The organism is Paenarthrobacter sp. NPDC057355 (assembly GCF_042667405.1).
Lineage (GTDB): Bacteria > Actinomycetota > Actinomycetes > Actinomycetales > Micrococcaceae > Arthrobacter.
In genome coordinates this window covers 138,543-164,844 of the sequence record NZ_JBHVAL010000006.1, presented here as the reverse complement: position 1 = coordinate 164,844, position 26,302 = coordinate 138,543, and the positions used below count along the sequence as shown (strand labels likewise).

General features: G+C 62.7%; 22 protein-coding genes. 16 read left to right on the top strand and 6 right to left on the bottom strand.

What is annotated here, in order from left to right:
• Positions 1–126 precede the first annotated feature (126 nt).
• The 3 genes from ACFUOZ_RS09685 to ACFUOZ_RS09675 all read left to right on the top strand — a co-directional run bounded on the left by ACFUOZ_RS09685 (position 127) and on the right by ACFUOZ_RS09675 (position 3,791).
• Positions 127–3,096: a phage tail tape measure protein gene (locus ACFUOZ_RS09685; RefSeq protein WP_377547291.1), complete on the top strand. Its 2,970-nt coding sequence runs from the start codon at positions 127–129 to the stop codon at positions 3,094–3,096.
• A 41-nt stretch (positions 3,097–3,137) separates the two neighbouring features.
• Positions 3,138–3,329: a hypothetical protein gene (locus ACFUOZ_RS09680; RefSeq protein ID WP_377547289.1), complete on the top strand. Its 192-nt coding sequence runs from the start codon at positions 3,138–3,140 to the stop codon at positions 3,327–3,329.
• A 177-nt stretch (positions 3,330–3,506) separates the two neighbouring features.
• Positions 3,507–3,791, top strand: coding sequence for a helix-turn-helix domain-containing protein (locus tag ACFUOZ_RS09675; RefSeq protein WP_377547286.1), 285 nt, complete (start codon positions 3,507–3,509; stop codon positions 3,789–3,791).
• A gap of 316 nt (positions 3,792–4,107) precedes the next feature.
• Here ACFUOZ_RS09675 and ACFUOZ_RS09670 read toward each other — a convergent pair whose 3' ends face one another.
• Positions 4,108–4,407 carry a HipA N-terminal domain-containing protein gene (locus ACFUOZ_RS09670; protein WP_377547283.1) on the bottom strand — a complete coding sequence of 100 codons (300 nt, stop codon included), beginning with the start codon at positions 4,405–4,407 and terminating at the stop codon, positions 4,108–4,110.
• Positions 4,400–4,603 carry a helix-turn-helix transcriptional regulator gene (locus ACFUOZ_RS09665; protein WP_377547280.1) on the bottom strand — a complete coding sequence of 68 codons (204 nt, stop codon included), beginning with the start codon at positions 4,601–4,603 and terminating at the stop codon, positions 4,400–4,402. The genes ACFUOZ_RS09670 and ACFUOZ_RS09665 overlap by 8 nt, the downstream gene beginning before the upstream one ends.
• A gap of 185 nt (positions 4,604–4,788) precedes the next feature.
• On the opposite strand from ACFUOZ_RS09665, the gene ACFUOZ_RS09660 reads away from it, so the two are divergent.
• The 6 genes from ACFUOZ_RS09660 (at position 4,789) to ACFUOZ_RS09635 (ending at position 13,521) form a co-directional block, all read left to right on the top strand.
• Positions 4,789–5,346 (top strand): SRPBCC family protein, encoded by a 558-nt coding sequence (locus tag ACFUOZ_RS09660; RefSeq protein ID WP_377547278.1) that lies wholly within the window; start codon positions 4,789–4,791, stop codon positions 5,344–5,346.
• 111 nt (positions 5,347–5,457) lie between these two features.
• Positions 5,458–6,078 carry a hypothetical protein gene (locus ACFUOZ_RS09655; protein ID WP_377547276.1) on the top strand — a complete coding sequence of 207 codons (621 nt, stop codon included), beginning with the start codon at positions 5,458–5,460 and terminating at the stop codon, positions 6,076–6,078.
• Between the two features lie 99 nt (positions 6,079–6,177).
• Positions 6,178–6,915: a YcnI family protein gene (locus ACFUOZ_RS09650; RefSeq protein WP_377547274.1), complete on the top strand. Its 738-nt coding sequence runs from the start codon at positions 6,178–6,180 to the stop codon at positions 6,913–6,915.
• A gap of 102 nt (positions 6,916–7,017) precedes the next feature.
• The gene (locus ACFUOZ_RS09645) at positions 7,018–7,665 is read left to right on the top strand and encodes a DUF4232 domain-containing protein (RefSeq protein ID WP_377547272.1); all 648 of its coding nucleotides are present in this window, start codon (positions 7,018–7,020) and stop codon (positions 7,663–7,665) included.
• 56 nt (positions 7,666–7,721) lie between these two features.
• Positions 7,722–12,695, top strand: a complete 4,974-nt coding sequence (locus tag ACFUOZ_RS09640; protein ID WP_377547270.1) for a DEAD/DEAH box helicase — start codon at positions 7,722–7,724, stop codon at positions 12,693–12,695.
• Entirely contained in the window at positions 12,688–13,521 is an 834-nt protein-coding gene (locus ACFUOZ_RS09635; RefSeq protein WP_377547268.1) for a DNA-formamidopyrimidine glycosylase family protein, read from the top strand. The genes ACFUOZ_RS09640 and ACFUOZ_RS09635 overlap by 8 nt, the downstream gene beginning before the upstream one ends.
• A 242-nt stretch (positions 13,522–13,763) precedes the next feature.
• Here the strand turns inward: ACFUOZ_RS09635 and ACFUOZ_RS09630 are convergent, their stop codons facing one another.
• Positions 13,764–15,020: a ricin-type beta-trefoil lectin domain protein gene (locus ACFUOZ_RS09630; protein ID WP_377547265.1), complete on the bottom strand. Its 1,257-nt coding sequence runs from the start codon at positions 15,018–15,020 to the stop codon at positions 13,764–13,766.
• Positions 15,021–15,318: 298 nt separating this feature from the next.
• On the opposite strand from ACFUOZ_RS09630, the gene ACFUOZ_RS09625 reads away from it, so the two are divergent.
• Genes ACFUOZ_RS09625 through ACFUOZ_RS09615 form a run of 3 tightly spaced genes read left to right on the top strand, consistent with a single transcriptional unit; the run spans position 15,319 to position 18,969 of the window.
• Complete coding sequence (locus ACFUOZ_RS09625) at positions 15,319–17,214, top strand: glycosyltransferase family 2 protein (protein ID WP_377547263.1); 1,896 nt, start codon at positions 15,319–15,321, stop codon at positions 17,212–17,214.
• Positions 17,211–17,708 carry an STAS domain-containing protein gene (locus ACFUOZ_RS09620; protein ID WP_377547409.1) on the top strand — a complete coding sequence of 166 codons (498 nt, stop codon included), beginning with the start codon at positions 17,211–17,213 and terminating at the stop codon, positions 17,706–17,708. The genes ACFUOZ_RS09625 and ACFUOZ_RS09620 overlap by 4 nt, the downstream gene beginning before the upstream one ends.
• 1 nt (position 17,709) lies before the next feature.
• A complete protein-coding gene (locus ACFUOZ_RS09615) occupies positions 17,710–18,969 on the top strand; it encodes a glycoside hydrolase family 26 protein (RefSeq protein WP_377547261.1) in 1,260 nt (419 codons plus the stop codon).
• On the opposite strand, the gene ACFUOZ_RS09610 is transcribed toward ACFUOZ_RS09615, so the two are convergent.
• Positions 18,966–20,000, bottom strand: a complete 1,035-nt coding sequence (locus ACFUOZ_RS09610) for a LacI family DNA-binding transcriptional regulator (protein ID WP_377547258.1) — start codon at positions 19,998–20,000, stop codon at positions 18,966–18,968. The two genes, ACFUOZ_RS09615 and ACFUOZ_RS09610, sit on opposite strands and share 4 nt — an antisense overlap.
• 319 nt (positions 20,001–20,319) lie before the next feature.
• On the opposite strand from ACFUOZ_RS09610, the gene ACFUOZ_RS09605 reads away from it, so the two are divergent.
• The 3 genes from ACFUOZ_RS09605 to ACFUOZ_RS09595 all read left to right on the top strand — a co-directional run bounded on the left by ACFUOZ_RS09605 (position 20,320) and on the right by ACFUOZ_RS09595 (position 23,585).
• Positions 20,320–21,633 (top strand): ABC transporter substrate-binding protein, encoded by a 1,314-nt coding sequence (locus ACFUOZ_RS09605; RefSeq protein ID WP_377547255.1) that lies wholly within the window; start codon positions 20,320–20,322, stop codon positions 21,631–21,633.
• Between the two features lie 82 nt (positions 21,634–21,715).
• On the top strand, positions 21,716–22,657 hold the full coding sequence (locus ACFUOZ_RS09600) for a carbohydrate ABC transporter permease (RefSeq protein WP_377547252.1): 942 nt from the start codon (positions 21,716–21,718) through the stop codon (positions 22,655–22,657).
• A complete protein-coding gene (locus ACFUOZ_RS09595) occupies positions 22,641–23,585 on the top strand; it encodes a carbohydrate ABC transporter permease (RefSeq protein WP_377547250.1) in 945 nt (314 codons plus the stop codon). The genes ACFUOZ_RS09600 and ACFUOZ_RS09595 overlap by 17 nt, the downstream gene beginning before the upstream one ends.
• A gap of 2 nt (positions 23,586–23,587) precedes the next feature.
• Here ACFUOZ_RS09595 and ACFUOZ_RS09590 read toward each other — a convergent pair whose 3' ends face one another.
• Positions 23,588–24,217 carry a YitT family protein gene (locus tag ACFUOZ_RS09590; protein ID WP_377547247.1) on the bottom strand — a complete coding sequence of 210 codons (630 nt, stop codon included), beginning with the start codon at positions 24,215–24,217 and terminating at the stop codon, positions 23,588–23,590.
• Positions 24,218–24,278: 61 nt separating this feature from the next.
• Here ACFUOZ_RS09590 and ACFUOZ_RS09585 point away from each other — a divergent pair, with 61 nt between their 5' ends.
• Positions 24,279–25,727: a PLP-dependent aminotransferase family protein gene (locus ACFUOZ_RS09585; RefSeq protein WP_377547244.1), complete on the top strand. Its 1,449-nt coding sequence runs from the start codon at positions 24,279–24,281 to the stop codon at positions 25,725–25,727.
• Positions 25,728–25,796: 69 nt separating this feature from the next.
• On the opposite strand, the gene ACFUOZ_RS09580 is transcribed toward ACFUOZ_RS09585, so the two are convergent.
• Entirely contained in the window at positions 25,797–26,291 is a 495-nt protein-coding gene (locus ACFUOZ_RS09580; protein ID WP_377547241.1) for a DUF4188 domain-containing protein, read from the bottom strand.
• Positions 26,292–26,302 lie beyond the last annotated feature (11 nt).

Sequence of the window (26,302 nt, the reverse complement as noted above, 5' to 3'; positions counted from 1 at the left end):
TAACTCCGACAGAGTAAAGCCCTCCCTGGGCATGCGGTCGGGAGCGGTAGACAACTGAATATGCAATACATATGTGGCCCGCCATGGCGGGTTTTTTAGTGTCCAAAACGCGTTTTTGGATCCTCTGTGAAAGAGGTGATCCCCATAGCGGATCGATCTATAAGCATCGCCCTTGAGGCGAAGGTATCTAACTTTGTTGCTGGGTTTCGGACGGCGCAGCAGGCAACTTCTGATTTTGCTTCTCGTACTGCGAAGTTCGCGAAGGACAATGAGGAACATTTTGACCGTGTTGGTAAGGCCAGCATGGTTATGGGTGGGGCGTTGCTTGCCGGGTTTGGTCTGGCGGTGGCGAGGTTCATGGAGTTCGACGCCGCGATGTCCGAGGTTCAGGCGTCAACGCATGAGACTGCGGGCAATATGGATTTGCTCCGTAATGCAGCCATCGAGGCTGGGGCGGACACTTCCTTTTCGGCTAAGGAAGCTGCGCAGGCGATTGATGAGCTGGCTAAGGCTGGTGTGTCCACAAAGGACATCCTGAATGGTGGCCTTAAGGGTGCAATGTCGTTGGCTGCGGCGGGTTCGCTTGAGGTTGCTGACGCGGCTGAGATAGCGGCTACTGCGTTGACGCAGTTCAAGCTGTCCGGGCAGGACATCCCGCACCTTGCAGATTTGTTGGCTGCTGGTGCTGGTAAGGCTCAGGGTTCGGTTGAGGACATCGGGAATGCGTTGAAGCAGTCGGGTCTTGTGGCTTCTCAGTTTGGGCTATCCGTCGAGGATACAACTGGCACGCTGGCCGCCTTCGCTTCTGCTGGCCTGACGGGATCCGATTCCGGCACGTCGTTTAAGACGATGCTTCTGTCGCTGGCTAACCCGGCTAAGGAAACGCAGAGCCTGATGAATGAGCTGGGCATCTCGGCTTATGATGCACAAGGAAAGTTCGTTGGTATCACGAACCTGGCTGAGCAGTTGAAGACCAAGCTTGGCGGTTTGACACAGGCTCAGCGTGACGCTGCTCTTGCCCAGATTTTCGGCACAGATGCGATTCGCGGCGCTAACGTTCTTTACGAACAGGGCGCGAAGGGCATTCAGGGTTGGATCGATAAGGTCAACGAGGCTGGATATGCGGCTGTCACGGCGAGCATCAAGCAGGACAACCTGGCTGGTGACCTTGAGAAGCTCGGCGGCTCGTTCGACTCTGTGCTGATCAAGGGCGGTAGCGGCGCGGCTCAGGCGTTGCGCGGGATCGTGCAAGGTGCTGAGGATCTGGTTGACGCCCTTGGAAAAATCCCTACCCCGATTCTGAACGCTGCTGTCGGTATCGCTGGCATGACTGGTGGCGCGTTACTGCTGGGTGGCGCTCTCCTGACAGCCCTTCCACGGCTAGTGGAGTTTCATTCTTCCCTCAATCAAATCGCCCCTGCTGGGTCGCGTGCTCGTGCTGCTATTACAAACGTGGGTAAGGCCGCGGGTGGGGCTGTCGCAGGGTTGGTTGCGCTACAAATCGCCGCTGCGGTGTTCACAGAGAAGCACACAAAGTCCACGGAGGATTACGGTCAGGCGCTCCTGAAGGTTCAGGATCTTGCCCGTTCGGGGGCAGACGCCATCAGCGGCTTTGACTCTGTCGTGGGTGACTTCGATGTGGTCAACGGTCAGGCTGTCAGCAACATCGACAACATGGCTGAAGCCGTTAGGCGCCTGACTAACCAGACGTTTGATGATTCCGGTAACAAGTTCTTCGAGGGGTTTACGAACCTTCTCGGCTTGCCGAAGGGCGAAATTGGGCAGTTGGAGGACCGTCTCAGGGGCCTTGGCGACGAGATGGGGAACTTGGCAAAGAACGGCGCCGGCGAGACTGCTGCGAAGTCGTTCCAGGCTTTGACTGCCGAGTTCCAGAAGAACGGCAAAGGCGCGAAGGAAGCGCTTGATTACCTCCCGGGTTACAAAGATGCCTTGCAGGGACTCGCCAACCAAGCTGGGGTGACCCTCACTGAGCAGGAGTTGCTTGACTTCGCGATGGGAAACATCCCGAACTCGATGAAGTCTGCGGGCGATTCAGTAGAGACATACACAACCAAGGTTGGTAACTCTGCGCCTGTGACTGAGGAAATGTCGAAGGCACTTGAGGACGTTGGTCTTAGTGCTTCAGGTGCTATCACGAATATCGAGGCGTTCACGGCTTCGTTGTTCGCGGCTGGGATCTTGTCTCTGTCTGCTTCTGATGCATCGATTGCTTACCAAGATTCGATTGATAAGCTCACGGAGTCTGTGGCTAAGAATGGCACGACTTTGGACATCAACACGGCTGCTGGGCGGGCTAACCAGTCAGCCTTCAATGATGTTGCGAAGGCAGCTATGACTTCGGCTACTGCTACGGCTGAGGAAACGTTGAAGACGCAGGGGTCCGCTGCTGCGCAGGCTCAGTTGCAGGCCGGTCTTCGCACTAGCTACAACGACCTGATTACCGCTGCCGGCCAGTTTGGTATCACTGGTGACGCGGCGGACACGATGGCCCGTAAGGCTCTGGGCATCCCGAAGAACGTGAATATTGATGCGTGGATCGCTGATCACGCGTCAGCCACGCTGGATGGGATCAAGGGGAAAGCTGATGGGCTTGACGGCAAGAAAGTCACGATTGGCATCTACACGACCGAGTATTTCGATAGTGTTGATCGCCGTTCCGTGGCCCCTGATCTGAACGGCGGCGCTTCTGGCACTGGCCGCATGGGTTCTTACGCGACTGGTGGTCGGGTCTATGGTCCTGGCACCACAACGTCTGATTCGATTGATGCTCGCCTGTCTAAGGATGAGTATGTGTTGACGGCAAAGGCTGCTCAGAAGATCGGCTATGGAACCCTTGACCGGTTGAATGGCGGGGATGTTACTCCGATCAGGCCGATGGGTTATCAGTATGCGCCGGCTGCGGCTCCTGCTGTTACGGCGCGTCCTGTGGCGGCTGCTGTTGCGTCCGCGGTTCCTGCCGTGTACGTGCAGAACCCGTTCACCGGAAAGTACTTGCTGGCTCAGGTTGATGCTCGAGCTGAGGGTGCTATTGCGGCGGCTGATTCAGCGTCGCCGTTCATGCGCGTAGGCCGGTAGCCCTATATGCTGGCCCTTCCACGCACTAGGGAGGGGCCAGCATGGGGACACTGAAGGACGACGTCAAAGCCATTGATGACCGGGTTAGAGCGGCGAATGACGAACTGAATGCGCAGGACAAGCTGAATCTTGGTGACCGGTTGCTCAACGAGTTTGAGGGCATTTGGGAGTCGCTGCATCTCGTCGCAGAAAAGGTCACCGAGCTTGAGGAAGCCGCTAAGGTGCGGGACTGACTGCATAAATTTGCACATCAAACAGATTTGGGCTTGCATCAATCTGCATTTCTGTTAATCTGGTTTCAGATCAACTTGCTGGTTGGTGAAGCTTAGGAGGGTCCGTTGCCGTGGTGGGCGACGGACCCTCTCAGCATTTAAGGGGCGCTAGATTTAAGGGGCGCTAGCCTACAGGTCATGAGCACTCACATTGACCGCACTTATCAGCTCTTCACTATGAATGACCTGGCTTCCCTTCTGCAGATAAGTCGCGCCACGGTCTATCGCCTGAAAGATCAACAGGGTTGGCCCCATCAGGTCTACGGGACCAGAGTTCGCTTTTCTCTAGAAGATGTGGCTGCCATTCAGAAGATGAATCAGGCGCCACCTCGCCGCGATCCGAGCGAGGCACCAAGAATCGGCGTAGCGGCGAAGCGCGGCCCGCACATAGGAACCAGGGCAAAGAGAGCATGGCAGAAGTAGCCGCCCACAACTTGCCCACATTTTGCCCACATCGCACCTGATTAATCGTTATGCATCGTTAGGGAAAAACCGCGGATTCTAGGGGGAATTGCACCACAGTATGGCGCGGGAGAGGTTTCAAATCCCACCGTCACCGCCAATGAGAACCCCCGGGAAACCGGGGGTTCTCTGCATTTTCAGGAGCTCCACGGTGGATTCATTGTGCAGTTGCGACTACGCCTGAACGCCAATGCTCACGCGAGATGAGTGGCGGGCCGTGAACAAGGTCAAGGCGTCAGCTCGGCGCGGCGGAACCGTAGCTCCCTTATTGTCCCGTTCAGGCCAACAGCAGGCTGAGTTCGTCCGCCAGGCTCGTCTTTACGACATCCTTGAGGACGGTCAGGCGGTGCCCCTCGGGCAAAAGACCGGCGAAAAAGGCCGGCAGCGCGCCGTTCGGGGATTCGACCGGATCAGGCGCGAAAGGCAGCGTACTCGCGACGGGACTGGCTGTGTAGTCCGGGACGTAGCCGAAGACCACACTGCCGCGCTGCGTGCGTTCCAAGTGGCCGGCCAGTACCCCCGATTTGTAGACATGCGCCTTTCGGACGAACTTCAGCCGGGCCAGATCCTCAGCCATCAATGGTCCCCAGTCGCAGGCCCACAGCATTGGCCGCCGCGACAACCGTCTGCAGCGATGGATTACCCTTCCCTGTTTCAATGGCGTGGATAGTACGCGCGGACGTGCCAATCAGATCCGCAAGCGTGCCCTGTGTGATACCGGCGACCTTCCGGGCATTCCTGATGTTCACACCAATAGCCTTGACGTCATCCATTAACTGGCCGTTTCTGAAATATGTTGCTGATTTTGCTTGCGCCAACTCGTACGGTGCCTAATTTCAGAGAATTACGCAGCATATTTCCGTTTTTCAACCCCGTAGTGGCACCCGCCGCAGCGCGGTACATTATTCTCGGATGCCGAAATGACACCCTCGGAGCCGCGCGGACGGTGGAGGCAACAATGGCCCGGTCAACCAGCAAGACAAGCAAGAGCACCGACTACGAATTCGTCACTGTCTGGCGCGTGGCGGGGACGCGTGAGGAAGTGGTGGACGTCCTCGGAGATGCCGGGACGCTGAAACAGTGGTGGCCGTCGGTGTACCTGAACGTTACGAGAGTAACCCCGGGCGGCCCCGATGGAGTGGGCGCTTCCTTCAACCTCCACACCAAAGGCTGGCTCCCCTACACCCTGCGTTGGCGGCTCACCGTGACGGAACCGGTGACCTTGGATGGCTTCGCGCTCACGGCCGTGGGCGACCTCAACGGCACGGGACGCTGGACCTTTGCGACGGACGGCCCTGAAACAGTCATCACCTACGACTGGCGGGTCAGCACCGCCAAACCTCTCCTTCGCAGACTGAGTTGGCTCCTCAAACCAGCGTTCTCGGCGAACCACCACTGGGCCATGGCCCGAGGTGAGGAAAGCCTGAAACTTGAGCTCCGCCGTCGTCGTTCCGGTTCGGCGGGCAGCGTGCCGCCGCCACCGGGACCCACCTTCGTCCGGCCGTCGAGGAGTTAGCTCTCGGCGTCATTATCCACATAGCAACCCATCCGGGGCCGGACCGGCACCGAACTCCCGATAGAATCAAGACGCCTCAACAAGCCAACGCGATAAGGAAAGGGAGGAACCGTGCGCACTTCACAGCCCCGGGCGCCCTTCCATGCGTTGCGGTCCGGCGCCATAGCGTTGGTCATCGTGGCCTTGGCGGCCGGCGCCCACGTGGTCGGCGGCGGTTTGCTGCCCATGGCCCCGGTCCTGTTGGCACTGCTCGCCCTCACGGCGTTGGCAACCACGTTGGCAACCCGGTTCAAGCTGAACCTTGTCACCATGGCAGCACTACTGGGCGCAGGGCAGGTTGCACTCCACGAGGCCTTCACCGCACTCGGGCCGGTAGCCGCCGGCACAACGGGAGCAGCGCACCACCTCGGCAACGAGCCACTGAATCCGGCCCTGCACACAGTCACTGAACACACCCACGAGGTTGGCACCACCGTGGGCGTCCTGATGCTGCTTGCCCACATTGCGGCCACGCTTGGATCTTCGATCCTTCTGGCCAAGGGTGAGGACGCCCTGTGGCAGCTTGCCGCCTGGCTGCGCCCGCTGGTCGCCCTGCCCGCGTTGCTCTTCAGGCCCGACGCCGGTGCCTCGCCTGTCGCAGTTGGCGCACCTGACGTCTTTATCCCCCGCCCCTGGCGGAACCTTAGGCAAGACAGCCGCCGCGGCCCGCCCGCCGTCGTCGTTGTTACCTAGTTCCGCCCGGCACCAACGCTGCAAAAAGCCTTTGCACGGTGACGGGCTTCAAACCCGTACCCCGCGCCGCCTCAGAAGGCGCACCCGAAAGGCAATCCCATGAAGAAGTCCACGCTCCGCCGTACCCTCTCAGCTACCGCCGTCGCCGGCGGAACCGCAGCCCTGATGATGGCCGGAATCGCCGGTGCCTCGGCCCACGTCTCAGTCGATCCGAACAAGACGGCGGCAAACTCCTACGCCCTGTTGACCTTCAGTGTTCCCCACGGCTGCGGCACGTCCGGCACCACCAAAGTGGCCATCAGCCTGCCTGAAGAACTGACGGATGCGACCCCCACGGTGAACCCGAACTGGACCGTGGAAAAGGTGACCGAAACCCTCGCCGAGCCCAAGAAGCTGGAGGATGGCACGTCCATCACCAAGCGGACCAGCCAGATCGTGTACACGGCCAAGGCCCCGCTGGATCCGCACATGCGCGATGCACTGGTCCTTTCGGTGAAGCTGCCGGTCGCCGCTGGCAAGACCATCTACTTCCCCACGTACCAGACCTGCGAAACGGGCAAGACGGATTGGATCGAGATCCCCAAGGACGGCCAGAGCGAGGACGACCTGAAGTCGCCGGCACCGGCCATCGCCATCACCCCGGCAGCAGCGGCGGGTGACCACCACGGAGCATCCACCGAGTCCACGGAGCAGGCAGCAGCCGTAAGCGACGACGGTTCCCAGGCCCGGAGCTGGGCCGGCCTGATCGCCGGTATCGCAGGGCTCGGCCTTGGTGGTGCGGCGTTCTTCCGCAGCCGCTCCGCAAAGCCCGCCGCCGTGAAGGCAGATACGAAGTAACAACGCAGGTGGCGCCCGGAAAGATCACGATCCGGGCGCCAATCCGCGTCGTAACCCGTGGCTGAATTGACTAGCGCCACCGCCGGGGCAAGGCTGGTGCCCATGTGGACTCAGCGCATCAAAACCGGTCTTGTGACGACGACGGCGGCCGCCTCGCTGCTGCTTCTGGCGGCTTGTGGACCAAGCCCCAGCCCGGCGGACTCGAGCAGTGCCCCGCCATCTTCTTCCACACCTTCAGCGTCCGCGACGTCGGCTTCCCCGTCTGCGTCGGCCACCACGACGCCATCGCAGACTTCCACCCCCACAGCCACCCCTGAGCCACCGGCAGCAGTCGGGCAATGCAAGGCCGGCTCGCTGACCGCGACCACCGATTCCACCGGCGGCGGCGCTGCCGGAAGTGTCTACGAAAAGTTGATCCTGACGAACTCGGGGACAGCGCCCTGCGTTATCGAGGGTTTCGCGGGAGTTTCCCTGACGGCTGACGCGAACGGTGAGCCAATCGGCGAACCTGCAACGCGCGAGTCCACAACCCCGGTCACCAAGATCGAGCTGGCTCCGGGCAAGGCAGCCTGGGCCGAAATCCGCTACACGCAGGCCGGCAACTACGGTGATTGCACCAAAGTCCCCGCAGCCGGCTTCCGTATCTACCCGCCCAACGACACGGCTTCCCTGTTCGTCGCCGAGCCGCACGACGCCTGCAGCAACGCCGGCATCAAGCTGCTGACAGTCACCGCTTTCCAGGCTGTTTGATGCCGTCCCCCACGGTTCCGGCTTATTCTGTCGGAGCCGTGGGGCATGATGGATGAATGCAGGAGCCGCAGGCGCCCGATGGCGCCATCAGCCGTTTCAGCCAGGCAACCAGGGAATGGTTCCTCGGCGCTTTTTCCGAGCCCACACCCGCGCAGGACGGTGCCTGGAACGCGATCTCCTCGGGTTCACACGCTTTGGTCGTGGCGCCAACGGGCTCCGGCAAAACGCTCGCGGCCTTCCTGTGGGCCCTGGACCGGCTGCACTCCACCCCGGCTGACACCCTCCCGGGCCTTGAGTCCGTGCCAGCCAGCGGCAAAGGGCGGGCCAAGCGCCCCAAAACCAAAACCCGCGTCCTCTATATCTCGCCTCTTAAGGCGTTGGGTGTCGACGTCGAACGGAACCTTCGTTCGCCACTGATCGGCATCACCCAAACCGCAAAGCGTTTGGGGCTGCCCGCACCGCTGGTGACGGTGGGTGTCCGTTCAGGCGATACGACGGCGGCGGATCGCCGAACGCTGCTGACCAACCCTCCGGACATCCTCATCACCACTCCGGAGTCACTGTTCCTGATGCTTACCTCCCGTGCCCGGGAAACTCTCAGCGAAGTGGACACCATCATCATCGATGAGGTCCACGCCGTCGCGGGTACCAAGCGGGGCGCGCATTTGGCTGTATCCCTTGAACGCCTGGACGCGTTACTCCCCAAGCCTGCCCAGCGGATCGGGCTCTCGGCCACGGTCCAGCCCCGTGAGTTGGTGGCCCAGTTCCTGGCCGGCCAAGCTCCGGTGGAGATCGTCGCGCCCCCCTCCAAGAAGAACTGGAACCTCACCGTCACTGTGCCTGTGGAGGACATGTCGGACCTGCAGGGCGCGGCGGGCGCGTTCGATTCCGGCCCGGCGTCCGGGCTCCAGCCACAAGCGTCCATCTGGCCGCACGTGGAGGAACAGATCGTGGATCTGGTCCTTTCCAAGCAATCCACCATCGTCTTTGCCAATTCACGCAGGCTGTCAGAGCGGCTGACGGCCCGGCTCAACGAAATCTATGCCGAACGCCAGCTGATGGCCGTGGGCGGCGGCGAATGGGGCTCTTCCGAGGCAAACCCGGGCGTTCCGGCTTCCACGGCAACGCCGGCACACATGATGGCGCAGGCCGGAAGCACCAATGGGGCAGATCCCGTGCTTGCCCGTGCACACCACGGCTCGGTCTCCAAGGACCAGCGCGCCATGATCGAGGACGACCTCAAATCCGGCCGGCTGCGATGCGTTGTTGCCACGTCCTCACTGGAACTTGGCATCGACATGGGCGCCGTTGACCTAGTGATCCAGGTGGAATCCCCACCCTCGGTGGCCAGCGGCCTGCAGCGGGTGGGACGTGCCGGACACCAGGTGGGCGAAATCTCCGAAGGCGTGCTGTTCCCCAAGCACCGTGCTGATCTCCTGCACACCAGCGTCACCGTGGAACGCATGCTCAGCGGCCAGATCGAGCGGTTGAGCATCCCTGCCAACCCGCTGGACATTCTGGCCCAGCAAACGGTCGCCGCAACGGCCCTGGGCAGCATCGACGTCGAGGAATGGTTCACCACCGTGCGTCGGTCGGCTCCGTTCGCCAGCCTTCCGCGCTCCGCGTTTGAGGCCACGTTGGATCTGTTGGCCGGACGTTACCCCTCCGACGAGTTCGCTGAACTGCGTCCACGGATCATCTGGGACAGACATGCCGGAACCATTGAGGGCCGGCCAGGTGCCCAGCGCCTTGCCGTGACCTCCGGCGGTACCATCCCGGACCGTGGCCTGTTCGGCGTGTACATCATCGGCACGGAAGTTGAGGGCTCGTCCTCTCCAGCGAGCGGGGACGGCAGCGAACCCACGGCCTCTGCCCGCGCGGCGAAGGGCGGCCGCCGCGTTGGCGAGCTTGACGAAGAAATGGTGTACGAATCCCGGGTAGGAGATGTCTTCGCCCTCGGTGCCACCAGTTGGAAGATCGAAGACATCACCCATGACCGCGTGCTGGTCTCTCCTGCTTTCGGCCAGCCGGGCAAGCTCCCTTTCTGGAAGGGGGATTCCCTGGGCCGTCCCGTCGACCTCGGCAAGGCCTTGGGCGCGTTCATCCGGGAACTGTCAGCTGCAGATGAGGCACCCGCCATGGAACGCTGCCAAGCCAGCGGCCTTGATGCCTTCGCAGCCAGCAACCTCCTGCAGTACCTCCGGGAACAAAAAGAAGCCACGGAAATCGTCCCGAGCGACCGCACTCTGGTGGTGGAGCGTTTCCACGATGAACTCGGCGATTGGCGCGTGGTCCTCCACAGTCCCTTCGGCATGCCTGTCCATGCGCCGTGGGCACTGGCTGTGGGACAACGCCTGCAGCAGCGCTACGGACTGGACGGTTCGGCCATGGCCGCGGACGACGGGATCGTTTTGCGCGTGCCCATGATGGAGGACGAGCCACCAGGAGCCGAGCTGTTCCTCTTTGACCCCGAAGAACTCGAGCAGATTGTCACAGCCGAGGTTGGCGGCAGCGCCCTCTTTGCTTCAAGGTTCCGCGAATGTGCGGCCAGGGCTCTGCTCCTCCCCCGACAGAATCCAGCGAAACGGCAGCCCTTGTGGCAGCAGCGCCAGCGCTCGGCACAGTTGCTGGACGTCGCCAAGAAGTACCCTTCGTTTCCCATCGTGCTTGAAGCTGTGCGTGAATGCTTGCAGGATGTGTACGATCTTCCGGCTCTGAAAGACATTGCCTCATCCGTGGAACGCCGGGAACTGCGGATCGTGGAAACCACCACGCAGCAGCCCTCACCTTTCGCAAAGTCACTCCTGTTCGGCTACGTGGCCCAGTTCCTTTACGAGGGCGACTCCCCGCTGGCCGAACGCCGGGCGGCTGCCTTGGCCCTGGACTCCACCTTGCTCAACGAGCTCCTGGGCCGCGTGGAACTCCGGGAACTCCTGGACGCCGCAGTCATCGACTCCACCGAAATGGAACTGCAACGGCTCGCCCCGGACCGCCGCGTCCGTGGGATGGAAGGGGTCGCCGATCTCCTTCGCTTGCTCGGACCGCTCAGTGTTGAAGAAGTAGCGGAACGGCTCCAAGGAACGGAGCAAGCGGAAGCAGCCGCCCCGCTGGCCGCTTTGGATCAGCCGATGGATCCCGACTCACCGGATTACGTCGAGGAAACGCCGTCTGTCGCGCCACACGGCACCGCAGCGGAAGCCACGGCCCACCTTGTCGCCCTGCACAAAGCCAACCGCGCGCTCAAGGTGACCATCGGCGGCGTCGAACGCTATGCGGCAGTGGAAGACGCCGCCCGGCTCCGCGACGCCATCGGCGTTCCGCTCCCTATGGGCGTTCCCCTGGCGTTCATCGAACCGGTGAACGATCCCCTGGGCGACCTCGTTTCCCGCTATGCCCGTACCCATGGCCCCTTCACGGCGGCCGAAGCCGCGGCGAGGCTGGGACTGGGCGTCGCTGTCGTCAATACGGCACTGAAGCGGCTGGCCGGAGATGGCCGGGTGGTCGAAGGTGAGTTCCGCCCCCACGCGGTCGCCGAGCAGCCCACCGAGGGTGTTGAACCGGAACTCATGAGCCTTGACGCTCCGCCGTCCAGCGAGTGGTGCGATGCCGAAGTGCTCAGGAAGCTCCGGCGTCGTTCCCTTGCCGCGCTGCGGGCCGAGGTGGAGCCGGCAGACACCGCCGCCTATGGCCGGTTCCTCCCCGCCTGGCAGAACGTGACCGCACCGGGAAAGTCCAGAAGCCAGGCGCTGCGCGGGCTCGATGGCATCATCACGGCAGTGGACCAGCTGTCCGGTGTTCCTATTCCAGCGTCGGCGTGGGAACCGTTGGTGTTGGCGAGCCGGGTGGCCGACTACAAGCCCGCCATGCTCGATGAACTCATGGCCGCCGGCGAGCTCCTATGGTCCGGGGCCGGATCCCTGCCCGGCAACGACGGCTGGATCAGCCTCCACGTGGCCGACTCCGCCGAGCTGACCCTCAACCCGGACCCCGAGTTCGAACCCGGGGATGCCCAACAGCGGCTCCTTGAACACTTCAACGCCGGGGGTGGCTACTTCTTCCGGCAGTTGACCGAGGTGGCAGGGGGCATGGATGCGGTGCTCAGTGACGACGCCGTCGTCACCGCGCTGTGGGATCTCGTGTGGGCGGGGCGGGTCACAGGAGATACCTTCGCTCCCGTGCGCGCCATGATCTCCGGAGGCAAGACAGCCCACCGGCAGGTCGCCAAGGCTCCACGCGCGAGGGCCCCACGGATGAGCAGGCTCGGCCGCTCGCACGGAACCGGACTGCTTGGCTCGCCCGGCCTCACCGGCGGACGCTACGGTTCGGTATCGGGTGGCATCGCGCCTGCGCCGCCGTCCGCCGTCGGCCGTTGGTCTGCCTTGCCCGCGCCGGAGCTGGACCCCACCATCCACGCCCGGGGCACCGCCGAACTGTTGCTCGACAGATACGGCGTAGTGACCCGCGGATCCGTGATGGCGGAGAACATCCTTGGCGGCTTCGGCTTGATGTACAAGGTGCTGGCCCGGCTGGAGGAAGCAGGCAGGTGCCGCCGCGGCTACTTCATCGAACACCTTGGAGCGGCACAGTTCGCCGTTCCGGCAACTGTGGACCGGCTCAGGTCTTTCACGGAGGATGCCCGCATAGCAAAGGCGGAACCCGTCGCGCTGGCGCTCGCGGCAACGGATCCAGCCAACCCCTACGGTGCCGCGCTCCCTTGGCCGGCGCTGGCTGTCGACGCCGGTTCGGGGCATCGTCCCGGGCGGAAGGCGGGAGCGCTGGTAGTGATGGTCGACGGCGCCCTGGTCCTTTACGTCGAACGCGGCGGCAAGACGCTGCTCACCTTCAACCAGGACGAGGCAGTGCTGGCAGTAGCCGCCCAGGCCTTGGTTGATGTGGTGCGTCGCGGTGCCGTGGACAAACTCTTCATGGAGAAGGTCAACGGCCACGACCTCCTGGACACCCCCGTTGCTGCTGCGCTGGCGGCCGCGGGTGCATACTCAACCCCGAAGGGACTACGGATCCGTGCCTGAAGGCGATTCCATCTGGCGGGCTGCCCACAGACTGCACGAGGCCTTGGCAGGCCAGGTCATCACAGCTTCCGACTTCCGCGTACCCCGCTTCGCCACACTGAATCTCGCGGGCTGGACCATGGCCGAGGTGGTTCCCAGGGGCAAGCACCTGCTCATGCGCTTGACCGGTCCGGAGGACACCGGGCCCGGAGCCAGCCGGAAACCCCGTGCGCTGACCATCCACTCGCACCTCAAGATGGAGGGCAACTGGATGATCTATCCGCCGGGGGGCCGTTGGACCAAGCCCGGGCACACGGCCCGCTGTGTCCTTCGCACAGCAACTGCTGATGCTGTGGGGTTCTCCCTGGGCATCCTTGAAGTAGTGCCCACAGCGGAGGAAGACAAGATCGTTGGACACCTCGGACCGGATCTCCTTGGACCGGACTGGGACGAAGAGGAGACGCTGCGCAGGCTGAAGGCAGAGCCGGACGTTACTGTTGGGTTCGCCCTGCTGGATCAGCGGAAACTTGCCGGGATCGGCAACATCTACCGCTGCGACTCATGCTTCTTGTCCGGCGTTCATCCTGCCCTGCCAGTGGGTGACGTCCCTGATCTGACAAAGATCGTCCGGGATGCCAAACGCCTTTTGGGCGAAAACCTCGGCCCGGGACGCCGGACCACGCTGGGTCCACGTGCCCTGCGCCCCGGTTACTGGGTATACGGACGGGAGCGCCAACCGTGCAGACGCTGCGGAGCCACGATCCGGCGCGGGCTGCTCGCGGGACCCGACGGCACGGAAGAACGCGATATCTACTTCTGCCCGCGCTGCCAGCCGGCCCCGAGCTGAAACGGCCACGCAGCTGAGCCGGCCTCCGTAGCTGCAACGACCCCTGCAGCTGCAACGGCCCGTTCGAAACCGCGGCCCGGCCGGGTGAGTGATCTCCGGCCCGGCCGGGCACAGCGGTAACCGCCGCGACGGCGACGCGCGCCCGGCGCAAGGTCCCGCCGACTACTCCAGGAAGCTCCCCAGCCGCCCCAGCAACAGTCGCCGGACCCGCACTTGCTGCGCGCCGCCGTCGGACGCTTTTTCTACGCCATCCGCCACCATTTCTGGTTGGCGGAACCGGCGCAATCCCATAATTGCAGACGTGAACCATTCACGGACCCCCAATCCGCCACATCCACGCATTTGTTGGACTGCGGATTTACCAAATCTCCGGTGGAGGTCAGCACGAATTGTTGGGCCGCGTTTCCGTTGCACGTAGCCAGCTGAATGCGCGCGCCATTGGCAGTGGAACCCCAGGCGACATCCATGCATTTGCCCAATGATCGAATGGTTCCGTTGCTGGCGAAAGTCCATTGCTCGGAGGCCGCGGCGTTGCAATCCCACAATTGCAGTTGGGAACCGTCAATTGCCTGGCGTCCGGCGATGTCAATGCACTTGCCGGCATAGCCCTGGATCCGCACAGAAGCCGCTGTGTCAGGTGGCGACGGCGCAAGGTCGTACACGCGGACGTAGTCCACCAGGAGCGACTGCGGAAACACCGTCCCTGAATCCGGAGCGCCTGGCCAAAAGCCACCGACGGCAAGGTTCAGGAGAAGGAAGAAATCGTGGTCGAAGGCCCACGTGCCGGAAACGGCGACCGCGCTCTTTCGTGAGTAAGCGATGCCGTCGATGTACCAGGTGATGGAGTCAGGGCCCCAGTCCACGGTGTAGGTGTGGAACGCATCGCCCAAGGCCTTTCTGTTGGGCAGGGTGTAGCTGCCATTGGCCGCGTTGGCGCCGGAATAGCCCGGGCCGTGGATGCTCCCCCAGACGGTTCCGGGTTCTTTGCCGATGTTCTCCATGATGTCGATTTCGCCGCTGTTGGGCCAACCATCGGTGAAGACGTTGTCACCCAGCATCCAGAAGGCAGGCCACATTCCTTGTCCCTTGGGCAGCTTGAGACGGGCTTCGAAGCGGCCCTGGGTCCGGCTGAACTTCCCCGCTGTTGTGAGGCGGGCGGAGGTGTACTGGCATGGTCCGTAGTGGCAGGTGTAGCCATCGGGGTTTTCCCGGCGTGCGGTGATGGCCAGGTTTCCCTTCCCATCCATGGCGGCGTTCCGCGTACTGCCGGTGTAGTACTGCAACTCTCCGTTGCCCCAGCCTGAGCCGCCAACGTCATGAACCCACTTGCTGTTGTCCGGGGCGGTCCCGGCAGGCCCGTTGAATTCATCGCTCCATACCAGTGCACCGGGAGCGGGCATGCCGGTTGCTGCCAGCGCCGGTGGCTCGGGGGCGATGAGTGTCCCCATGAGGGTAAATCCGACGATGACCATCACCCAGGGCGTGAGTCTTCGCTTCATGACTGCCACTCTGACCGCCTTTGCATCCGGCGCGCAAGGGCCATTGGGTGGGACACGCGAAACGTCACTGGAAGGAAATAATCAACGCGAAAGCACTTAGCAAGCCTGTAACGACGACGAAACGCAGGCGGGAGAAAGTGGGATAAGGAACTTCCGTTCGCAACTGGATTCCTTCCTCTGAGCATCGACGATGCATGCTCCAGGCGCCTCAGCCGTGTCCTCCCAACTTTCGCCGTGAAGGCGTCAGGACACGCTGTCGCGCCTTTGCCTTTTCCCCAGCAGTTACCGGAGGCTAAATATGGGCATTCGCCAGCAAATTTTGGTCAGGATCCTTGCGGTCCTGGTGGTGTCGTTTGGATTGGTCTACATCAGTTGGCGCTGGTCAGGGACCGTTGCGTGGGATGCGTGGTGGATCTCCCTGCCGCTTGTTGCAGCAGAGACATACAGCCTGGGCGAGTCGGCGCTCTACGCCGCCACCATGTGGAATGCACGACGGCGGCCACCGCCCCCGCCTGCCCTGCCGGGCAGGACCGTGGACGTGTTCATAGCCACCTACAACGAACCCCTCGAGCTCGTCCTCAAGACCGCCATCGCGGCCCGGGACATGGAATACCCCCACCAAACGTGGATCCTCGACGACGGAAACCGCGACGCGTTCGCGAGCGCGGCCCGGCAGATCGGCGTCGGCTATATCACCCGGGGTCCCGAGTGGGACGGCCGGCAGAGGTTCGCGAAGGCCGGAAACGTCAACAACGCCCTGTCCATGACCACGGGTGAATTCGTTGCCATCCTGGATGCCGACCAGGTCCCGGAGCCCCGGTTCCTTGACCGCGTCCTTGGCTACTTCGACGCCGAGGAAGTGGCCTTCGTCCAGACCCCGCAACATTTCTGGAATGTTCCGGACCGTGATCCCCTGGGCAGCCAGGCCGAACTGTTCTACGGTCCCATCCAGCAGGGCAAGGACGGGTGGGATGCTGCGTTCTTCTGCGGTTCCAACGCCGTCCTGCGCAGGGAAGCCCTCATGGCCTTGGGCCTGACACGCTATACCCGGACCGCCACCGAGCACACCTGGAGTGCGTTGCGCCGCGGCCGCTCGCGGCTGCAGGACCTGTTGGGTGAACTGGGTCGTCGGCATCCAGCTGCGATGCCGGTGGTGGAACAAGCCCTGACGGCGATCACCCGGGCGGAACAACAGCTTCGCCGGGGTGATGTGCTGGCGGAAATCACGTTCGAGCTCAGGGTCTCTTTCCATACGGCCGCGTTGGCTGTTCCGGATGCCATGGAGGACGTCGTGCCGGAACTGGACGCGGTCCTGGAATCCGTGGACGTTGCCCATACCGACCAGGCTTTGGCCATTCATCCGATGGACACCACCACCATCACGGAGGACATGGCCACGGCCATGCACCTTCACGCCATGGGCTGGGGCAGCGTGTACCACCACGAGGTCCTGGTCCACGGGCTGGCCCCGGAGGACGTGTCCACCATGCTCTCGCAGAGGCACCGGTGGGCAGCGGGGACCATGCAGGTATTTTTCAACGACAACCCGCTGTTCCTGCGCGGGCTGACCCTGGCACAACGGCTCATGTACTTGGGCACCATGACCAGCTACCTCAACGGCTTCGCGGCCCTGAGCTACATCGCCGCCCCGGTGGTTTTCCTGATTGCCGGCACGTACCCCCTCACGGCAAGTCCCGTGGTGTTCTTCTGCCTGTTCCTGCCGTTCTTCGTCTCATGCCAGTTGCTGTTCCAGGTTGCAGGCAAAGGCTCACGGGGTCTTTGGCGTGGCCAGCAATGGTCCTTCGCACTGTTTCCCACCTGGATTGCTGCCACCTGCTCGGGTGCTGCGGCGGTCTTCCTGGGCAAGCACTTGACGTTCTCCGTCACGGCCAAGAGCAAGCAAGCGGCAGGCCACGGCTTCCGCCACGTCCGGCTCCAACTGCTGGCGATGGCCGTCCTGATCGTTTCCTCCGGGGTGGGCATAGCCCGCGCGGCTACTGGTGCGGCCCCCCTTTATCCCACGTTCATCACCCTCGCCTGGGTGGCCTTGGACCTTGCCCTGCTCAGCGTAGTCATCGGCGCCGCCCGGTACCGCGGACCAGGAGAGGAAGAAGTGGATCCCATGCCGATCCCCGCCGAACTCACCAACGCCCTTGGCACAGATTCGCTCGCCCCGCCTGCCACCAGGCGCTGACCAGACATACCCCACAAATAAAACGCCGTTCCATCCCCCAGCAAGGAGCGACCACCCTGTCCACGCTTTCCCATGTCTCAAACAGCACGCCCACGTCTCTGAAATCACTCGACCTGACCCTCGATGGCGCCCTGGACGCAGCAACTGTCCTGGCCATCCGCTACGACTCCGCCAAGGCCGCAACCGACGGTCCCGTCCTTGTCCTGCTGGACGTGACCGCACTCAGCAGCGTTGGCGCTTCCGGCGTCGTCGGGCTCTTGGAGGTGTTGCACCTCCTGCGGGCCCGCGGTGGAGATCCCCGGCTTTTCGGCAGTTCCACGGCACTTGAAGACACCCGGCTCCAGGCCCATCTTGGGCAGGTCGCCCGCATCTATGGAAGCCGGGAGGAAGCCGTCGACGGCGTCCGGACACCAATGCGTGCGCGTCGCCTGACACCCCGGTTTGATGTGCGCAATCTTTTCACTCGCCGGCATCGCACCTTTGGTTGGGGCTGACATGGCCCGGACATCCACAATGATGCCGAGCCCGTCCCGGCAGAAAGCAACGCCTCCGACCTTCGCCGGCCATCCCAACCGTAAACGCAGGCGCGCGAGCCTGCTGGCTCCCTTGCTGGTGACGGCCTTGGCAGCCACCGGACTCGGTTTCGCTTCCAAAGAGGTGGTCCCCATCGTCCAGGCTCTATCACTGTGCAAAGCCAGTGATGCGGCATCGATCATCCCCAAGGACGGCGTGCTCATGGGCGTCAACTTGGACTGGGACTCAGAGACCCTTGCAGAGCACACTGCCAATTTGGGCCACAATCCTGCGGTGGTGGTGCAGTTCTCCGATATCCCGTACGACGACGAAACATGGTCGCACACCACCAACGCCGTCACACAGGTCCGCACCACGGGTGGCGTGCTGCTCCTGACCCTCGAGCCGCACGGCGGCCTGGCGACCATGAGTGATGAAGTCATCGACAAGCTGGCCACCGACTTACGTGCCGTCAACGATCAGGGGACGCCCGTCGTCGTACGCTTTGCCCACGAGATGAACGGTTCCTGGTACGCCTGGGGCCAGCAGCCGATCCATTACGTAGAAGTTTTCCGCAAAGTGGCCGCTGCAGTGCATACCAAGGCGCCGGGCACCTCCATGATGTGGGCGCCGAACTACGGGGGCGGCTATCCGTTCACCGGCGGGCAGTACGCGGCCCGTCCCGGCACGCCGGATTTCGCCGCTCTGGACACCGACCACGACGGCACCCTCACCATGGCCGATGACACCTACGCGCCCTACTATCCCGGGGATGACGCTGTGGATTGGGTGGGAGTCTCGCTGTATCACTGGGGGAACCAGCGCCCTTGGGGCAACAACGATATAGCCGAGCCCGGCAAATTCCTGGCGATGCTCACTGGAACGTACAACGGCACGGCCGGTAACGACAGTCCGGTTCCCGATTTCTACCAGGTGTACGGCGTGGACCATGACCGTCCGGTGGCCATCCCGGAGACAGCGGCGATCTTCACGCCCGCCCGCAACGGCGCCTCGGAACTGGACGTCAAGCGTACCTGGTGGCGCCAGGTCTTCTCCGCCGAAACCCATCAAAAGTATCCGCAGCTGAAAATGATCAACTGGTTCGAGTGGAAAAAGTACGAGATCGAAATTAACGACGACGTCGACTGGAGGAGCGCTGGATCGCCCGCCATCCGGGACGCGCTGACTCAGGACCTGCCGGACTGGTTGCGGTACGGCGAGGATTTGGAGGCGTGCCGCTAGGGGGTGTCCGCAAATCCCGTAGATTCCCGGCGAACAATACTGAAGCTGGACTTGACGGTTTTGGGTGCTGCTTTGCCGTCCTTTTCCTGGATCCGGTTCACAAGCAGAGTCACCGCGGTTTCGGCAATCTCGTCCCTGCCCGGATCAACACTGGTCAGGGAGGGAAGCGAAAAACGGCCTTCATCAAGGTTGTCGAACCCCATGACAGCTACGTCCTCCGGGACACGCAGTCCGTCCTGGGCCAATGCCCGCAGCGCACCCAAAGCGAGGGTGTCGTTGAGGGCGAAAACGGCGTCGAATTCCACGTTGCTTTCGCGGAGCCTTCGGATACCGGCCACTCCTGTTTCGCGGATCCAGGTCCCGCCCCTGACCACAAGCCGCGGATCGATGTCGATGCCTGCATGTTCGAGTGCATGGCGGTAGCCGCGCTCGCGCAGGTTTGCCGAGCTCGCCTCGTCGGCCGGTTGGTCAGGTGCCCCAATCAGGGCGATCCTGGTCCGGCCGATGTCCAGCAAGTGCTCGACGGCGGCCCGGGCAGAGGATGTGTTGTGCATGGTCACGTGGTCCGTGGGTCCGCCGAAAATCCTTTCGCCGAGCAGGACCAAGGGATCACTGGTGGTCAAGACGTCCACATCCTGCTGGCCAATGGCTGCCGGACTGAAAAGCAGCCCGTCGATGAAGCGCATCTGCCCACCCGAGAGTGTGGCGATCTCCAAATCACGATCGCCGTTGGTCTGCTCAATGACCACGCGCAGACCGCGTTTGGCGGCAGCACGTATTACTGAGTCGGCTAGTTCGGCGAAGTACATCTCACGGAGGGATGGAACTGCGAGACCGATCACCCCGGTCCTGCCTGAGCGCAGTCCGCGGGCCGAGAGGTTGGGCCGGTACCCCATTTCCTCGACGAGACGCCTGACCCTGAGCCGGGTTTCGGGCCCGACCTTCGGGTTGTCGTTGAGTACATTCGACACCGTCTTGATGGAAACCCCTGCCGCCCGGGCGACGTCATGAATCGTCGGATTCACAGTCATCCGCGTCCTTCCCACCCCGCAGTATCTCCGTCAGGGGCACTGCCTAGATCATAGCTGTGACGCAGTTTCCGTCATTTCCTTGACGGTCCAATATGGTCCGTTTTAGCATGAGGTTCAACGTTGTACCCAATCAGTGATCCACCCCACAAAGATCAAAAGCGCTGCCCCGCGAAGCAGCCTGGGATGATGCCGGAACGCCACGCCACAAGCCGCTACCCGGCCTTCTTTTTTGCGTTATAGGTACAACGTTGTACATTCCTCGACCACGACAGCGCTGGCGGTTCCTGGTCAAAGGATCGTCGATACGAAGGAGTACGGAATGCCGAAGAAACGTCTAAGGGCCGCGGCAGCGATTGCTGCATCGGTCATGGCCTTGGCCGGTTGCTCGGGCGGAGAAAAAGCCTCGACCAACACCGAAGTTCCCACCGACAAACCCATTACGCTCACCGTTTGGAGCTGGGATGGGACGGTCAAGGAAGCCGTAGCCGGGTTCGAAAAGCTCCACCCCAACATCACGGTCAACGCGGTCAACGCCGGATCATCCACCGACGAGTACACGGCCCTCGACAACGCCATCCAGGCTGGATCAGGCGTTCCCGACATCGCGATGTTCGAGTACTTCTCCCTCCCCCTGTTCGCCATTCCGGGCAAGCTCAGCGATCTGTCTGAGTTCGGGGCCAAGGATCTGGCATCCGACTACGTACCTGCGGCCTGGGGCAACGTGACCATGGACGGAAAACCTTATGGGCTCCCTTCCGACTACGGCCCGGCTGCAATGTTCTACAACCAGGCGGTGCTCACGCAGGCCGGTGTCAGCGCACCTCCGGCGACCTGGGACGAGTTCTACGACGCCGCCAAGAAAGTGCGGGCACTGGGCGGTGACCATTACATCACCAACGACTCCGCGGACATCTTTGTGCTCATGTCCCTGATGTGGGAAGGCGGAGGACGTCCATTCAAGGTCAACGGCACCGACGTCACCATCGACTTTAAGGATCCCGGCAGCAGCCGCGCTGTCGCCTTCTGGCAGAAGCTCCTGGACGAAGACCTCGTCAACACCAAAATCACCAACTGGTCAGATGACTGGAACCGCGGATTGAACGAGGGAACCCTTGCTACCCAGCTGATCGGCGGCTGGTTCACTTCGACACTTCCCGAACGGGCACCAAAAGCATCCGGCAACTTCCGGGTGGCACCACTCCCGCAGTGGGAGGCCGGCCAGACCTCCGGTGCCGAAAACGGCGGCAGTGCCATGGCGATTCCGGCAGCGGCGCAAAACAAGGCCGCCGCCTACGCCTTCCTGGAGTACTTCACCCACGGTGACGGTCTGCAATCGCGCATCGACGCAGGAGCCTTCGTCCCGAACCTTTCGAACCTGAACAATGACAAGTTCCTGAGCACCACCAACCCGTTCTTCGGAGACCAGAAGTACAACCAGGTCCTCGCCGATGCGTCCAAGAACGTGGCAACAGGCTGGCAGTACCCGCCGTTCTTCGGCTGGGCCCGCACCAGCTATGAGGATGTCTCGGCTCCCCTGTACGACAGCAAGCAAGGAACGCTGGCGGACGTCCTGGAGACCTGGAAGCAGCGGAGCATCGAGTACGGAAACGCACAAGGATTCTCGGTCCGCTAGTGGCCACCGGTGCCGCGCGCGCAGATCGTGCGGCACCGGACCTATCCCGTTACACCAGTTGAACCATGAAAGCAGGGCCACCATGAGCCGACAGCTGCTCACCCATCAAACGTCGGTGCCAGACGTTGCAGCCGATCACCAAACCCTCCGTAAACCAAAACGCAGGAACGTTGGATTGGCGTTCATCGCACCGTTCAGTGTGTTGTTCCTCTTCGTCTTCATTGTCCCCATTGGCTACTCGGCTTACATCAGCATGTTCCAGAACAAGCTGATCGGCGGCAAAGTCTTCATCTGGTTCGACAACTACATCAAGCTCTTCCAAGACTCCCAGTTCTACGACGGCGTGATCAGGGTGGTGCTTTTCACTGCAATCCAGGTTCCCATCATGCTGTTCAGCGCCATCGCCCTGGCCTTGGCCATCGATTCACTGCGGCTTCACGGAACAAGGTTCTTCCGCATCATCGTGTTCCTTCCCTACGCCATACCCGCGATTGTCTCCACCTTGATGTGGGGATTCATGCTTGGCATCCGTTACGGACTTATTGGAAGCCTCAACAAGGCAGCCGGAACCTCGTTCAATCCGTTCGCACCGGAAACAACCATGATCTCCATTGGCGTCATGGTCACGTGGGGCTTCACCGGTTACAACATGTTGATCTTCTACGCAGCCCTGCGCGCTGTGCCCCGCGAACTCTACGAGGCCGCGGCAATCGACGGAGCCAGCGAGTTCCAGATCGTCCGGCACATCAAACTCCCCGCACTGCGCAGTTCACTCATCGTCACCATCATCTTCTCGATCATCGGCACCTTCCAGCTCTTCAACGAGCCCAACATCCTCACCACGCTCGTGTCGAACAGCGGGATAACGTCCTACTACACGCCGAACATGTACGCCTACAGCCTTGCTTTTACCGGTTCCCAGCAGGGATATGCGGCGGCGCTTGCCCTGGTCATGGCTGTCTTCACCATCGCCATTGCCTACGCAGTTCAAATCAAGGGAATGAAGAATGCCTTCAACAAGTAGCCCCACTGCATCAGCCACCAGAACCGCACAAGCGGCGCCGGGACTGCCCACGGAACGGCCCCGCAAGCTCTACACCTTGGCGAACCCCCGCAAGAGCCTGACGCTGACCCTCGTGACAGGGCTGTTCGCGCTGTACTGCATCGTTCCCATGGCGTGGCTGGTCATCAACGCGAGCAAAACCCAGCAGGATTTCGTGTCCACCTTCGGGCTTGGCTTTGGCGGCCGGTTCGCGCTGTGGGACAACGTCGTCCAGGTTTTCACCTTCCAGGACGGGATCTTCTCGCGCTGGCTCCTCAACACCGTCTTGTACGTAGTGGTCGGAGCCGTGGTGTCCACGTTCCTCGCAGCAATGGGCGGTTACGCGCTGGCCAAGCATGACTTCGTTGGCCGGCGCGCCTTCCTGCTCATCGTGCTCGGGTCCATTTCCGTTCCAGGCATCGCCTTGGCCATCCCGCAGTTCCTGCTGTTCGCCCAACTCGGGATCACCAATACGCCGTGGGCGGTCCTCATCCCGTCGTTCATCAATCCCTTTGGGCTCTACCTCATGTGGGTATTTTCCGATCAGGCAGTGCCCACGGGGCTCATCGAGGCCGCCCGCATTGATGGCGCCGGGGAGCTGCGCATCTTCCTGCGGATCGCATTTCCGTTGCTGGCCCCAGCCACAGTGACAGTGTTGCTCTTTTCCTTCGTATCGATCTGGAACAACTATTTCCTGCCCCTGATCATGTTGAAGGATCCGGCGTGGTATCCGCTGACGATCGGCATCAACCAGTGGAACAAGCTTGGCTCCACGGCCGGAAACGGAGAACTGATCCAGAACCTGGTGATTACTGGCTCGTTGCTGATGATCATCCCGTTGATTGTCGCGTTCCTCAGCCTTCAGCGTTACTGGCAGTCCGGCCTTTCGATGGGCGCCATCAAGGACTAGGATCAGGCAGCGGTTGCGGCCTCCACGGATTCGGTGGGGGCCGTTTCCTTTGCCCGCTCCGGCACCATGAACTTGGGCAGGAGCACCTGCACGATCGGGCCGATCGCGAGGGCGTACACCACAGTCCCAACGCCAACGGAACCGCCCAGCAGGAATCCAACGGCCAAGACAACCACTTCGATTCCGGTGCGGACCAGCCGTACCGACCATCCGGTACGCCGGACCAGGCCTGTCATCAGGCCATCGCGGGCACCGGGGCCCAGGCGGGCTCCGATGTAGCAGGCCGATGCGATGCCGTTGAGGATCACCGCACCGGCCAGCATGGCGATCTGTCCGCCCAGATGCGAGAACTCCGGGATGAGCCAAAGGCCCAGGTCCGCGAAGAGGCCCACCAGAACCGCGTTGGCGATGGTTCCCACACCCGGCATCTGCCGGAGGGGAATCCAGAGCAGCAGCACAAGGAAGCTGACCGCGATAACCACGACGCCGATGCTCAGGCCGGTTTTGCCTGCCACGCCCTGGTGGAAAACGTCCCAGGGGTCCAAACCGAGCCCGGCCCGGATGAACATGGCCAAGGAAACACCGTACATTGCCAGGCCGATCAGGAGCTGCGTGATTCTGCGGGTCATCATGATGTCCATCGTCCAGCAAAACTGGCCTTGTATTCCATAGCCAGTTTGGAATACTGGTCTGATGGCTCCCTCCTTGAATCCCACCGCGCTGCTTCGCCTCCTGGGGCAGTGGAACACCGGAGCCCTGCCCGCTTACCGCGAGCTTGCCGACGTCGTGCGTTTGCTGGTGATGGACGGCCGCATCCCGTTGGACGTCGCCTTGCCCAGCGAGCGCGCACTCGCCCAGACCCTGGGCGTCAGCCGGACGACCGTCACAGCCGCCTACGCGAGCCTCCGCGAGCAGGGCTTCCTCACGGCGGGCCAGGGCAGCCGCGGGCGGACCTGCATTCCGCACCGTACGGCGCCGGCGAGCATGCCTGGCCTGGCCGCGCCGGAGGGCCTCCTGGATCTGGCCTATGCTTCCTTGCCCGCGGCGGGCGAAGCGGTCCACCGTTCGTTCGCGGACGCGCTCACCGAACTGCCGGCGCTCCTGCCGGGGTTCGGATACGACGCCATGGGCGTCACCGCCCTGCGAGAAGCGGTCGCGGACAAGTACACGGCCGACGGCGTGCCGACCACCCCCGGGCAAATCCTGGTCACTTCCGGGGCGCAGCACGCGCTCAACATCGTGCTGCGCACCCTGGCCGGCAGGCAGGACAGGGTGATGGTGGAACACCCCACGTACCCCAACGCACTGGACGCCATTCGCGCGGCGGGATGCCGGATCCTGCCGGTGGCGCTGCCGCCGGGCACCTCGCCCGCCTGGGACATCGATGCGATGGTGGCGGCCATGAGCCAGCAACGGCCAGCGATGGCCTACCTGGTTCCGGACTTCCACAACCCGACAGGGCGCATCATGTCCGACCTCCAGCGCAGGAGGCTGGCCCGCGCCGCCGCAGCCGCCGGCACGGTCCTGGTGGTGGATGAGACGCTGCGTGGCCTGAACCTCGACGGCGTACGCACCTCCCCGATGTCAGTATTCAGTTCCGCTGTGGTTTCCATCGGGTCACTGAGCAAGTCCCACTGGGCCGGCCTCAGGACCGGCTGGATACGCGCAGACGAAGCACTGATCCCGCGGCTCATTGCGACAAGGACCGTGATGGACCTGGGAGGTCCTGTGGTGGAACAGCTCGCGGCGGCGCGCCTGATCAGGTCCTTCTCCGAACCCCTGGAAGCCCGGCTCGGGGAGCTCCGCCGCAACCGGGAGTCGCTGTTGGGCCTCCTCGAGCACCATCTGCCGGGGTGGGAGGTGGAAAGGCCCCAAGGTGGTCTCACGGTGTGGTGCCGGCTGCCGAGCCCCTGCAGCACGGCCCTGACGGTGTTGGCCCCCGATTTCGGCGTGCGCTTGGCTGCAGGTCCGCGCTTCGGGGTGGGCGGAGCGTTCGAGCACTACCTCCGCGTCCCGTTCACCCTTCCCCCGGAGCAACTCGAGGTTGCCGTCCAGGCCCTGCGTGCCGCCCAAGAGAAGCTCGACAGTTCTCCCCAGCTGCGCCGGACCCTCAAACCCGGGCGCCCGGCCGCCGTCGCCTAACCCCCCGCGCCGCCCAACTAGGTGACAGCTCTTGCTCCAATGAGGCTTCGTAGCGACGTTTGCTGTTACCTACTTGGGTGAGGCGGAGGATGCGCCCATCCGCTGTTTTGCCGTGTTGGTGCCCGGGCCAACCGGAACATGCGATGTCGCCTTCGCCAGCCCGAAGGCCGGCATGCCGTTGTACACCACTTCAATGCCCGACGCCGGCACCTGGTACGTCTCGTGCCACACGCCCACGTCTCCGCTGCCCGCGATCTCCTTCATGAACTTCCGCCACGGCCCAAGGTGGGGTGAGTCCCGGTCCGCGGCGAAACGCCTCAAGTGTTCCGGGCTTTCCCAGTAGCTCACGATGATCGTGGTACGCCCGAACCACTGCTCACTGCCGAGCAGCCCTGCGTCCGGGTTGGTGGCAAGGTGCCGCATCATGGCGGGCATTGCCGAAGCCACTTGGGCAAGCCTGCCAATCTTCCACCACCTGTTGGCCCGCATTCCGATGAGGAACACGGTCACTTCGTTGCGCCCGACGTCCGCCGTAAAGCGGCCGGAGAAGATTTCCTGTGCCATGACGATCCTTA